Below are 11,903 nucleotides of genomic sequence, written 5' to 3'. Positions count from 1 at the left end.
TGCCGGGCCGTCCGCCCGCGCCGCAGGCCGGTGGGGCGCGTGGGCCGGGGGCGCCGGTCAACAATGGCGCACCGCCGCCCGGAGCGGGCCGTCCGCCCGCGCCGGGCAACGGTGAGCCGCCACAGGGCCGTGCGCCGATGAACGGCGGCGAGCGCGTGGATGCGCCACGCCCACCCGCCATGAATGCGCCGCGGCCACCGATGCCGCAGCAAAACAACGCGCCGCGCCCTGCGGCGGCGCCTCCCCAGATGCAGGGTGGTGGCCGACCGGCAGGGCCGGGCGGGCCGCCAATGGAACATGGCCGCGAAGGGCCGCCGCAAGGCGGAGGGGGACATGCGCCCAGCCAGGGCGGAGGCGGAAATCACGACGACCGGCGACAGCCGAACTGATTTCCCGCTGTTTCAGCCGTTCACGACGGGCGCTCTGACAGAGCGCCCGTTTTTATCTTGTTTACGATAAACCACGAGCCACTGCCTCTCCGTTCCGCTTTCTTCCTAATTAGTAAGGATTCCGATGATGTTCGCCTGCCTGCGTCATCGCGCCGCTTCTCGTCTGAAGGATTTAACAATCCCTGACAGTAGATTCGGACGCAATTGGCGACAATAGTCCATCGCGGCTCCAGAAACACCTGGGCCGCAGCATGCAGCGCGCATCTCGCGCACGCCGCATAACGTATATGGGCTACGGGGGCTGGCGCGGTCGGGACACGGCGGCGCGCCGGTGGCGAGGCAGCCAGAGCGGGTTCGAACCCGCCGTATAACGCTGGACAACAGCGCCTGGCAGTAGGAGTGGCGATGGCGTCGGGAACGCCAGTTTGAGATCGGTTGCAGTCCGCAGACGAGGCGTCGGGCGGTGATGCCAGTCTGCACGCGACGCGCCGTGAAGGCGGCGACTGCGCCGGTGGCCCGAGTCCGGGGGAAGGGCCGCCGGAGACCACGCAGCGCAGCCCGTGCTGTCGCCACTCGTTTTTCATTCACAAGTCCGACCAGCCAGATCCGCGCGCCAGGCTTCGCTCACGAAGCGGCGCGGCGATCCTGTGGCCGGGCCTGGCGGCAACACGAGGTGGGTCATGTTTTTCCGTTCCGGCAGCATCCGTTTTCCTCCCGGCTCGCGCGTGAGCGACACGAGCCGCAGCCACAACCTCGATCGAATCGAACTGGATCTGGTGCGCGACCGTCACGCGCGCGCGGCCATGGAGGCCTATGCGGACTCCTGCGAGGCAGAACTGCCGTGGCTCAGCGAAGTCTTGCGCCAGTCGCGCTTCGGGCGTTCGGAGAAGTTGACGCAGTGCTCGTCGACGGTGCTGCGCGCGTTCGTGCTCGCGCAGTCGCGTGCCGCTGTGCAAGCCGATTACGCCCATGCCGCCTGGGAGCACGTGCGCGTGCAGCTGGTCGCGGTGCTCGCGGGGTTGCCGCAGGCGGGCGCGCAGGGGGCTGGGACAGGCGGTAGTGCGGATCCCGCTGACGGGACGCCGACAAGGCAACGGTAAGGGCCGGCCACCAGCAGGCCACCAGCAGGCGAGCGGCCACCAGGCCCCGGCGGCTCGGCATGGGAGCGATTTCGACTACCATGAGCGAAATCCGGGTTCCGATCTCGATGGATGGGTGGCTGGGCGGCCGGTGTTTCGCTGGTTCTCCCATTTGTTTCAAGACGCGGCGAGAGTAGCGGATTGGGCGCGCGGCAGGGGCTGCGCGGCAAGAGATTGGGTAGGGAGTCCGGGCGGCAGCACTGCCGGCCTGGCCCGAGAAGATGAATAACGAACTGGGTGCAGGGCACTATGAGAATCGCAGTACTCGATGACGATGCGGCGCAAACCGATTTCGTCTGTCAAACGCTGGCCGCCGCGGGCCATGTCTGTCACGCGTTCGCCAAGGGCGGCGATCTCGTCAAGCAGCTCAGGCGGCAGACGTTCGACCTGCTCGTGCTCGACTGGAACGTCCCCGACATGGCTGGCGACGAAGTCCTGCACTGGGTGCGCCAGAGCCTCTCCACGCGCCTGCCGGTGCTGTTCATGACGAGCCGCAGCCGCGAAGTCGATATCGCACTGATGCTCAACAGCGGCGCCGACGATTACGTGGTCAAGCCGGTGTCCGCGCCTGTGCTGCTCGCGCGCGTCGGCTCGCTGCTGCGCCGCGCCTATCAGCTCCATGCGCCGGCGCAGAAGGAAGTGTTCGGCGACTACGAATTCGACCTGAAGTCGCGCCAGGCGTCGGTGGGCGGCAAGGCGGTCGCGCTCACGCAGAAGGAGTTCGAACTTGCGCTGCTGCTGTTCCAGCACCTGAGCCGCCCGCTCTCGCGTGCGCACATCCTCGACGTCATCTGGAAGCAGTCGGACGACATTCCGTCGCGCACCATGGACACGCACGTGTCGATGCTGCGATCGAAGCTCGGGCTGCGTCCCGAAAACGGCTATCGCCTCACGCCGATCTATGGCTACGGCTACCGGCTCGAACGTATCGAAGGGGACGCGGCTTGAGCGGCGTGCGTTCGACATTCGTATGTGCGCTGGCGCTCGGCCTGCTGTCCACCGCGCACGCTCATCAGCTCGCCCACCAGCCCACCCACGCAGCCAGCAAGTCGCCGGAAACCACGATCTACGTCACGCGTTCCGGCGATTCGCTCTACGACATCGCGCAGCGCTATTTGCGCGATCCCGCCGACTGGACTCAGCTTGCGCGCCTGAACCGCGTGAGCGCGCCGCGCCGCCTGAAGCCGGGCACGGCGCTGCGCGTGCCCGTCGCGCTGCTGCGCCAGGACGGTTTGAGCGCGCGCGTGATCGCGACGTCGGGGCCCGCGAGCCACACCTTCGGCAGCGGCCCGCAGTTGCCGTTGATCGTCGGCGCGAACCTGGTCGAAGGCGAGCATGTCCAGACCGGCGACAACGGCTTCGCCACGCTTGAAATGTCCGACGGCTCGCATCTGGTGATTCCGCCGGGCACCGCGCTCGATCTCGCCACGCTGCGCCAGACGGCGCTCACAGGCTCGACCGATCGCATCGTCAACCTCCAGCACGGCGAGGTGAACACCGAGGTCACGCACGCCACGAAGAAGGACGATCGCTTCCAGATCCGCTCGCCATCGGTGGTCGCGGGCGTGCGCGGCACGAGCTTTCGCGTGAATTACGACGGCGACAAAGGCTCGACGGCGGTCGAAGTGCTAGAAGGCGCGGTGGGCGTCGATGCCGCGCCGCCAGGGCAGACGGCGTCCGTCGCGCCTGCGCCCGGCATGCCGCTGGCGGCTTCGACGCAACTCGTCGCGGCCCGGCACGGCAGCCTCACGCTCGCGGGCCGCGCGGTCGGCACGCCGGTGCCGCTGCTCGACGCGCCGGAGCTGCGCAATCCCGCGAAGATCCAGGACGACGCCGTGGTTGCCTTCGATCTCGCGCCCATCACGCTTGCCCATGGCTACCGTGTGCAGGTCGGCCGCGACGCGGGCCTGCTCGATCTGATCCGCGATTTGCGCACCGATAACGCGCATGTCGACGTCGGCTCGCTCGACGACGGGACTTACTTCGTGCGCCTGACGGCCATCGACGAAAACGGCCTCGAAGGCATGCCGTCCACCTATGCGTTCGAACGCCGCCGCGTGTCTCTGGACGCCACGGCGGGCCGCGTCGAAAACTCGCGCGACTACGCGTTCCGCTGGTTCGTCAACCGCGGCGCGGGCGACACGCGTTTTCGCTTCGTGCTGGCGGCATCGCCGGACCTGGGCACGCCGCTCGTCGATCGCACCGACATCAAGGACGGCCAGGTGGTCGTGCGCGACCTGCCCAAGGGCGTGTACTACTGGAGCGTGATCGCCGAGCAGTTCGAAGGCGGGCGCTACTACCAGAAGGCCAGCCCGGTTCAGTCGTTCCGGCTTGACTGGTAAGGCGCGCGCATGAGCGTCGGCGCGCGCACGAGCCTGCGACCGGGTCGTCCAGGGCGGTCGGGCAGCCCCGTACGCCGGCGCTTCCTGTTCGAGTGGCTGGGCGTGGCGTGTGCGGGCGTCGCCATCGTCCTGCTGAGCGTGCTCACGCACTGGACGCTCAGCGCCGACTCGCTGGTCTACGACCGCTTCCTGGCCGCGCGCGAGCGGCCCGTGTCGCCCGACATCGTGGTCGTGGAAATCGACAACGCGAGCGTCGCGGCGCTGGGCCGCTGGCCGTGGCCGCGCAGCGTCCACGCGCAGCTTGTCGACCAACTGGTGAAGGCGGGCGCGTCGGCCGTCGTCTACGACGTGCTCTTCACCGAACCCTCGCCCGACGACGCGCGCTTTGGCGCCGCGTTGCGCGAGCGTCCCGCGTTCCTGCCCGTGCTCCTGTCTCCCGCCGATGAAGCCGCCGATGGCCGCCGCCAGGTCGTGAAGCCGGTCGCGCCGCTTGCCGACGCCGCCGCGAGCCTCGGCCACATCAATCTCGAAGTCGATGGCGACGGCATCGTGCGCAGCGTCGCGCTGTTCGAAGGCGATGCGCAGCAGCGCTGGCCGCAACTGATGGAGCCGCTCTGGCGCGCCGCGCGGGACGGCCGGATCACGCTGGCGAGCACGCCTTATCCGCCCACCGCTGCACTCAGGCGCGCCGACGCAAAGGTGCTGCGCGCGGACGAATCCGGCAGCGAAGCGCGCTTTCTGCTGCCGTTCAGCCGTACGACGCAGTCGTACAAGAAGGTTTCGTTCGCGCAGGTGCTCGAAGGCCGGGCGCCGCGCGATCTGTTGCGTGGCCGCGTGGCGCTGGTCGGCGTGACGGCTTCCGGACTTTACGACCGCTTCGCCACGCCGCTTTCGGGCACGCTCGGGCCGATGCCGGGCGTCGATATCCACGCGCTCGTGCTCGACACGCTGCTTTCCGGCTCGGCGATCGAACCGGCTTCGCGCCTCGTCGTCGTGCTGGCATCGATGCTGCCGCTAGCCTTGCTGCTGGCCGGCTTCCTGGTGCTTTCGCCGCTGCGCTCGCTGTTGCTGCTGCCGTTTCTCGCGCTCGTCACGCTGGTGGCCAGCGCCGCGCTGCTGTACTTTGCGCGCCTCTGGCTTGCGCCCGTGCCCGCGCTGCTCGCGCTTGCGCTGGTGTATCCGCTGTGGGGCTGGCGGCGTCTCGAAATGACGATGGCGTATCTGCGCAAGGAGCTCAAACAGCTCGCCGACGAACCCTATCTGTTGCCCGAAGCGCCCGCGCCCGCGCGCGAATTCGGCGGCGATGTGCTGGCCCAGCAGATGGCGCTGATGGCGCAGGCCGCGCAGCGCCTGCAGGACATGCGGCGCTTTGTGTGGGACAGCCTCGATTCCGTTCCCGAGCCCTTGCTCGTGACCGACCTGCAAGGCGTCGTGCTGATTGCCAACCACGCGGCGCGCGCGTACTTCACGAGCATGAACATCGGCATGGCGGAGGGGCGACGCATGAAGGACGTGTTCGGCGACCTCGCGCTCGTCAAGCCGATCGACCCGAATCCGGACACGTTTGCGTTCGCGCATGCGCACTGGCCCGCGCCGCTCGATCCGGCGCTGGGCGACTATGCGCAACTGATGGAGCGCGGCGTCGAAGTGCGCGCACGCGACGGCAGCGACTACCTGCTGCGTTACGCGAACTGCACCAATGCGCAGGGGCAGGGCGTGGGCTGGATCGCGGGTCTTGTTGACGTGACGGCGCTGCATGACGCCGAGCGCCAGCGCGAGGACGCGCTGCGCCTGCTTTCGCACGACATGCGCTCGCCGCAGGCGTCGATCGTCGCGCTGGTCGAGACCGAGCGCGAGCGCGGCACGCTGGCGGCCGGGCCCGTGCGCGAGGTGATGGATCGCATCGAGCGCTATGCGCGCCGCTCGCTCACGCTTGCCGACGACTTCGTGCAACTCGCGCGCGCCGAATCGCAGGCCTATGCGCTGGAACCGACCAGCCTCACGGAACTCGCCATCGACGCAAGCGATGAAGTCTGGCCGCAGGCCAGCGCCAAGCACATCCAGGTCGAGACCGCCTTCGATGGCGAGGAGATGGGCTGGATCAACGCCGACCGTTCGCTGATGACCCGCGCGCTCGTCAACCTTCTTAACAATGCGGTGAAATACAGCCCACCCAATACCAGAATTATCTGTAGTATCGCTGTCGTGGAGGGTTCGGCCCCGCGCGTGATCTGCTCGATCCGCGATCAGGGCTACGGCATTCCGCTTGAGGATCAGGCCAAGCTGTTCGAGCCGTTCCGCCGGTTTCACGCAGGGCAGCGGCCCGAGGTGAGCGGCGCGGGGCTCGGCATGGCGTTCGTGAAGACGGTGGTGACGCGCCATGGCGGCGACGTCCACGTCGAGAGCATGCCCGACGAGGGCACGACGGTGACCATGTCGCTGCCCGCGCTGGAAGCGCCCGATTGAGGGCTGCGGGCGTTGCCTGACTCTGCCTGAGCGTTGCCGGAACCCGCTGGCGAAGATTCTGATGGAGTAAGCAGTGAAGTTCCTGTTGACGATCTGCACCGTGTCGATGGTGGCCGTGCTGGCTGGCTGTGCCAGTGCGAGCACCGATGTGCAGGCGAGTGGCGACCTCCCTCCGGCGGGCCTGAAGGGCACGGTATCGACCTACCGTTTTGCCCGCACGCCCGCGCAGGCCGATGCGGGCGACAACCTGCCTTACGAAGCCATGCTGCGCGAAGGCCTCGCGCAACGCGGTTTCCAGCAAGGCGCGGCCGACGCCGCCCGCTATCTCGTCTCGGCGGCATGGGCTTCACGTCCCGCCGATATCACCGTCGCCACGGGCGATTGCAAGGGGGGCTGCGTGCCTGCCGAAGGGCCGTCGCTGCCGTGGTTCGGCCGTCGATATGTGCATACGCTCACGCTGCGCTTTTTCGCGCTGCCCGACGGTCACGAAGCCTACAAGGTGAGCGCGGAAAAACGCGACCGCAACGCCGACGCGCAGCAGGCGCTGCCCTATCTGGTCGCGGGCGCGCTGGCGAAGATGCCTTACGCGGGCGCGCCGCAATGGCGCGTGAAGATGAAAGACGCGGCGCCCGCGAGCGCCCAGGGCGGCACGCCGGCGATGCCCGAAGTCACCTCGGTCACGCCGCTCGCGCAATAGCGGTGTCAGCCTTGCGGCTCTGACTCGTCTTTCGAGCCGCACGATTGCGGCCAGCGGTTCTCATAAACGCATTCGCCCAGATCCTTGCGTTCGGCCCAATGCTCCATTTCGAGCATCGGCTTCGGATAAAACTCCGCCACGTGGCCGACGCACAGGATCGCCACCGGCTTGGCGCCCGGCGGCATGCCCAGCAGCGCGTGCACTTCGTCGACATCGAAGATCGACACCCAGCCCATGCCCAGGCCTTCGGCGCGCGCCGCGAGCCACATGTTCTGGATCGCGCATGCCACCGAGGCGAGATCCATTTCCGGCAGCGTGCGGCGGCCGAAAATATGCGCCTCGCGACGATCCATCAGCGCGACGACCAGCAGTTCGCCGCATTCGCGCATGCCTTCCACCTTGAGCTTCATGAACTCGTCGCGACGCTGGCCTAGCGCGTCGGCGGTCGCGAGGCGTTCGCGCTCGACGGCTTGCTGAAGCTGCTCGCGCACGGCGGCGTCGGTGATGCGCACGATGCGCCACGGCTGCATGAAGCCCACGCTCGGCGCGTGATGGGCCGCGTCGAGCAGCCGCGCGAGCACCGCCGGATCGACGGGGCCGGGTGCGAAGTGACGCATGTCGCGTCGCTCGTAGATCGCGCGGTAAACCGCCGCGCGTTCGGCTTCGTCAAAGGGTTGTGCCATGGAAGAGGGCGGCCGCGAAGGCCGGATTGGAAGGCCAGTAGGCGTGCATATAGGTCGCGGTGATCGCGCCGTGGCGATAGAGCGCTTCGCCGTCCGCTGCGGTCTGGGCGTGGCGCGAGCGCAATGTGGGCGCAAGCGGTGTGCTCACGCGCGAGTAGTGGAACGTGTGGCCGGTGAGCGTGCCGTGCGCGCCGTCGAGCCGCTGCATGCCGAGCGCCGCGAAGCGCTTTTGCATGACGGCCTCGCCGGGCAGCAGGCCGAGCATGGGCGTGCGTGTGCCGTCCACGGTCGTGAGCGCGTCCAGCAGATAGAGCATGCCGCCGCATTCGGCGACGAGGGGCTTGCCGGCTTCGGCATGTGCACGCAGCGAGCTTGCGCTGCGCGCGTTCGCGGCGAGCGTTGCCGCGTGCAGTTCGGGATAGCCGCCGGGCAGATAGACGGCGTGTGCGTCGGCGGGCGCGGCTTCGTCGGCGAGCGGGGAAAAGAAGCTCACCCGCGCACCGAGCGCTTCGAGCAGCGCGAGGTTGGCCGGATAGACAAACGAGAACGCGGCGTCGCGCGCGACAGCGATGTGCTGGCCGTCGAGCAAACGCGGCTGCACGGTTTCGCCTTCCGGCGCATCGAACGTCACCGCAGGCGGCAGTTCGGCCAGCGCGGTCTGCGCGAGCGCATCGGCGGCGCGTTCGATGCGTGCGTCGAGATCGGCGATTTCACTGGCCTGGTGCAGGCCCAGATGCCGGTCGGGCAGCGAAAACTGCGCATCGCTCGCCACATGGCCGAGCCAGCGGATATCGGCGGGCAAGCCTTCCTGCAGCATCTGTGCGTGGCGCGGCGAGCCCACGCGATTGGCGAGCACGCCATGAAACGGCACGTCGGCGCGATAGCGCGCGAGGCCGAACGCCAGCGCGCCGAAGGTCTGCGCCATCGAATTCGCGCCGATCACGGCGGCCACCGGCACGCCGAATGTCGTGGCCAGGTCGGCGCTGCTCGGCGTGCCGTCGAACAGACCCATCACGCCTTCGATCAGGATCAAGTCCGCTTCGGCCGCCGCCTGCGCGAGCAGCGCGCGGCAGCCCGCTTCTCCCACCATCCAGAGATCGAGCGACATGACCGGCGCACCGCTCGCGCGCGCGAGGATCATCGGATCGAGAAAATCCGGGCCGGTCTTGAACACGCGCACGCGTCGCCCCTCGCGCCGATGCAGGCGCGCAAGCCCGGCCGTGAGCGTGGTCTTGCCCTGGCCCGAGGCGGGCGCGCTGATGAACAGCGCCGGGCACGCGAGCTTCGCGCTCATCGTGTTCATCGCGTCAAAACTCCACGCCCTTTTGCGCTTTCACGCCTTGCTCGCGGTACGGATGCTTCACGAGGCGCATTTCGGTGACGAGATCGGCGGCTTCGATCAGCGCGTCGGGCGCGTGACGGCCCGTCACCACGACGTGCTGCATCGGCCCGCGCGCGGTGAGCACGGCCAGCACTTCATCGAGCGGCAGGTATTCGTACTTGAGCACGGTGTTCAGCTCGTCGAGGATCACCATGCCGTACTCGCCGCTCTCGATCATGCGCTTCGCCTCGTCCCAGCCCTTGCGCGCGGTGGCGACGTCGGCGTCGCGGTTCTGCGTGTTCCAGGTGTAGCCGTCGCCCATCGTCACGAAGTCGCAATGCGCGACGCTCGCGAGGAAGTCGCGCTCGGACGTGTGCAGCGCGCCCTTGATGAACTGCACCACGCCGAGCTTCATGCCGTGGCCGAGCACGCGCACGGCCATGCCGAACGCCGCCGTGCTCTTGCCCTTGCCGTTGCCGGTGTTGACGATCAGGAGGCCCTTTTCGTGGGTCGCGGCGGCCTGCTTTTTCTCGTGGCCTTCGCGGCGGCGTTGGGTCATGCGCTGGTGCGATTCGAGGTCGGTTTTCATCGTCGCGGATCAGTCCTGGGTACTGGGTTAGTTGTCGGTGAGAGGCGCCGTGAACGCGGCGAATGCTGCGAGCGCCACGGTCACGCCGTCGAGCGCGAGCTTGGCGCGCACGAGCGGGCCGCCGTCGGCTGCGAGGCGCGCGCACGGTTCGCACACGCCCGCCACGCCAAAGCGTGCTTGCGCCGCTGCGCTGGGCGCGGAAAGCAGGGCATCGGCATCGGATTCGATTGCGGCGACCTGCTCGCGCGTGAAGGTGCGCAGCGGCAGCGCATGCGCGGCGCAGAACGCGAGCAGCGCGGGTTCGGCGGCTTTGGCGTCGAGCGTGGCGAGCACTTTCACCATGGCAAGCGGCCATGCGCCGAGCCGCGCCTGCACCGCCGCCTCGATCTGCGCGAGCGTCACGCTGCTGCGGCAGCCTATGCCGAGTGCGAGCACGAGCGCCGCAGCGTGCGGGAGCGCATTGTCCGCCGGGGCGGGGGCATCGGGCAAGGGCGCGGCGGCTTGGGATCGATTCACGTGGATACGGCCTGTGACGGGTGACGAGCGATTGCCGGCGCGCGGTTGAAGCTGCGCCGTTGGCTGCCATTGACCGCCGGGAATGCGCGCTACGATAGCACACGCTTGCGCGCCCCTATCGTCGCTCCAGCGCCAGTCCCGGGCCGCTTCGTCCGGTTGACGCATGGGTGGGCCGCGCCTACACTCGCACGCACTCTGGTGCTCGCGTGCGCGATCGTTCTGCACGCGGTTAAACGGGAATCAGGGAGCTATCGCATCGGCCATCGGCATCGGCCATCGACGCGACAGCCTGCCTGAACTGCACCCGCAACGGTACACGAACGCACCGGCCGCAAGCCGATGCACGCCGCTTCAAGCAACGCCACTGCGCAGGTGGGCCGCGAGGCCCCGCGTGGGAAGGCGAAGCGGCGCTTCGTCAGTCCGGATACCGGCCAGATACGCGGGACGCGCGCTGCGGGGATGCGGCGCACCGTCCATGAATTCCCTGTGTCCGCCGGGCGAGCCCGCGACGCGTCATTACCAGGTTTCGCCCGCTGCCACGCTGTACCGTGTCAGGTCTGCCGACCGGCAGACTGCGCTGTGCACTGCACGGGCAGCGGAACCACGACGACGCGCGCGAGCCGACTGGCGCGACGCATTCCACCTGCGGCCACCGCGCCGAAGGAGCACCCATGCAAATGCGCAAGATCCCCGTCACCATCGTCACCGGCTTTCTGGGCAGCGGTAAAACCACGTTGCTGCGCCATATCCTCCAGCACGCGGGCGGCCTGCGCGTCGCGGTCATCGTCAATGAGTTCGGCGAACTCGGCATCGATGGCGAAATCCTGCGTGGTTGCGGCATCGGCTGCGACGAGAACGGCAACGAAACGGCGGGCCAGCTTTATGAGCTGGCCAACGGCTGCCTGTGCTGCACGGTGCAGGAGGAGTTCTTCCCGGTGATGGAGCAACTGCTCGAACGCCGCGGCGACATCGACCACGTGCTGATCGAGACTTCGGGTCTCGCGCTGCCCAAGCCGCTCGTGCAGGCCTTCAACTGGCCGTCGATCCGCAATGCGTTCACGGTCGATGCGGTCGTGACCGTGGTCGACGGCCCCGCCGCCGCGAGCGGCCAGTTCGCGGCCAATCCGCAGGCCGTGGACGCGCAGCGCAAGGCCGATCCGAACCTCGACCACGAATCGCCGCTGCATGAGCTGTTCGAAGACCAGTTGAGCGCGGCCGATCTCGTGATCCTCAACAAGACCGACCTGATCGACGAAGCAGGCCAGGACGCGCTGATCGCCGAACTGCGCGAAGAACTGCCGCCGCAAGTGAAGATCGTGCGCGCGCAGCACGGCCAGCTCGACCTGCATACGCTGCTGGGCCTCGAAGCGGCGTCGGAGGAAAGCATCCATCTGCGCCACGACCACCACGGTTCCGCCGACGACGCCGACCACCATCACGACGAGTTCGATTCGGTCGTGGTCGAAGGCCGCGTGGCGTCGCGCGAAGCGGCGATCGAGGTGCTTCAGGGTCTCGTCGACAAGCACACGATCTACCGCGCGAAAGGCTTCGCCGCGCTACCGGGCGCGCCGATGCGCCTCGTGATCCAGGGCGTGGGCCGCCGCTTCGACAGCTATTTCGACCGCCGCTGGAACGCGCAGGAAAGCGCGGCGCTGGCGGACGGCACGCTTGCGAGCCGCTTCGTGCTGATCGGCGAAGACCTCGACGCGGCGGTGCTGCAAGCCGCGTTCGACGCGGCGCTCGCGGCCGTTGCGCAATAAG

Annotated in this window: 10 protein-coding genes, 1 pseudogene and 1 riboswitch; of the genes and pseudogenes, 7 read left to right on the top strand and 4 right to left on the bottom strand. The window is 68.3% G+C overall.

Translation table 11 applies throughout. From position 1 onward, the window contains the following. From BBA01S_RS47850 to BBA01S_RS40225, 6 genes and pseudogenes are all read left to right on the top strand, one after another. Window positions 1-389 (top strand): annotated as a pseudogene (locus BBA01S_RS47850) (SH3 domain-containing protein); the annotation flags it as partial. Window positions 390-1,069: 680 nt separating this feature from the next. Next, complete coding sequence (locus tag BBA01S_RS40235; protein WP_042296078.1) at window positions 1,070-1,489, top strand: hypothetical protein; 420 nt, start codon at window positions 1,070-1,072, stop codon at window positions 1,487-1,489. A gap of 288 nt (window positions 1,490-1,777) precedes the next feature. Continuing rightward, window positions 1,778-2,476 carry a response regulator transcription factor gene (locus BBA01S_RS05970; RefSeq protein WP_027815632.1) on the top strand — a complete coding sequence of 233 codons (699 nt, stop codon included), beginning with the start codon at window positions 1,778-1,780 and terminating at the stop codon, window positions 2,474-2,476. A gap of 5 nt (window positions 2,477-2,481) precedes the next feature. Next, the gene (locus BBA01S_RS40230) at window positions 2,482-3,870 is read left to right on the top strand and encodes a FecR domain-containing protein (RefSeq protein WP_245641431.1); all 1,389 of its coding nucleotides are present in this window, start codon (window positions 2,482-2,484) and stop codon (window positions 3,868-3,870) included. 9 nt (window positions 3,871-3,879) lie between these two features. Beyond that, window positions 3,880-6,336 (top strand): CHASE2 domain-containing protein, encoded by a 2,457-nt coding sequence (locus BBA01S_RS05960; protein ID WP_052391685.1) that lies wholly within the window; start codon window positions 3,880-3,882, stop codon window positions 6,334-6,336. Between the two features lie 73 nt (window positions 6,337-6,409). After that, the gene (locus tag BBA01S_RS40225; RefSeq protein WP_052391684.1) at window positions 6,410-7,033 is read left to right on the top strand and encodes a DUF4136 domain-containing protein; all 624 of its coding nucleotides are present in this window, start codon (window positions 6,410-6,412) and stop codon (window positions 7,031-7,033) included. 5 nt (window positions 7,034-7,038) lie between these two features. Here BBA01S_RS40225 and bluB read toward each other — a convergent pair whose 3' ends face one another. Genes bluB through BBA01S_RS48010 form a run of 4 tightly spaced genes read right to left on the bottom strand, consistent with a single transcriptional unit; the run spans window position 7,039 to window position 10,061 of the window. Continuing rightward, on the bottom strand, window positions 7,039-7,716 hold the full coding sequence (gene bluB / locus BBA01S_RS05950) for a 5,6-dimethylbenzimidazole synthase (RefSeq protein WP_027815630.1): 678 nt from the start codon (window positions 7,714-7,716) through the stop codon (window positions 7,039-7,041). Further along, window positions 7,700-9,019 (bottom strand): cobyrinate a,c-diamide synthase, encoded by a 1,320-nt coding sequence (locus tag BBA01S_RS05945; RefSeq protein WP_027815629.1) that lies wholly within the window; start codon window positions 9,017-9,019, stop codon window positions 7,700-7,702. Before BBA01S_RS05945 ends, bluB begins: the two co-directional genes overlap by 17 nt. 4 nt (window positions 9,020-9,023) lie before the next feature. Next, a complete protein-coding gene (gene cobO / locus BBA01S_RS05940) occupies window positions 9,024-9,626 on the bottom strand; it encodes a cob(I)yrinic acid a,c-diamide adenosyltransferase (protein WP_027815628.1) in 603 nt (200 codons plus the stop codon). 27 nt (window positions 9,627-9,653) lie between these two features. Next, window positions 9,654-10,061 carry a cobalamin biosynthesis protein gene (locus tag BBA01S_RS48010; RefSeq protein WP_027815627.1) on the bottom strand — a complete coding sequence of 136 codons (408 nt, stop codon included), beginning with the start codon at window positions 10,059-10,061 and terminating at the stop codon, window positions 9,654-9,656. Window positions 10,062-10,321: 260 nt separating this feature from the next. After that, window positions 10,322-10,592: riboswitch (cobalamin riboswitch) on the top strand. A 227-nt stretch (window positions 10,593-10,819) separates the two neighbouring features. On the opposite strand from BBA01S_RS48010, the gene cobW reads away from it, so the two are divergent. Beyond that, window positions 10,820-11,902 (top strand): cobalamin biosynthesis protein CobW, encoded by a 1,083-nt coding sequence (cobW, locus tag BBA01S_RS05930; protein WP_281176942.1) that lies wholly within the window; start codon window positions 10,820-10,822, stop codon window positions 11,900-11,902. Window position 11,903 lies beyond the last annotated feature (1 nt).

The organism is Paraburkholderia bannensis NBRC 103871 (assembly GCF_000685015.1).
Taxonomy (GTDB): domain Bacteria; phylum Pseudomonadota; class Gammaproteobacteria; order Burkholderiales; family Burkholderiaceae; genus Paraburkholderia; species Paraburkholderia bannensis.
Note: the sequence above shows the minus strand (reverse complement) of the source record. Positions and strands in the feature narration are given on the sequence as shown.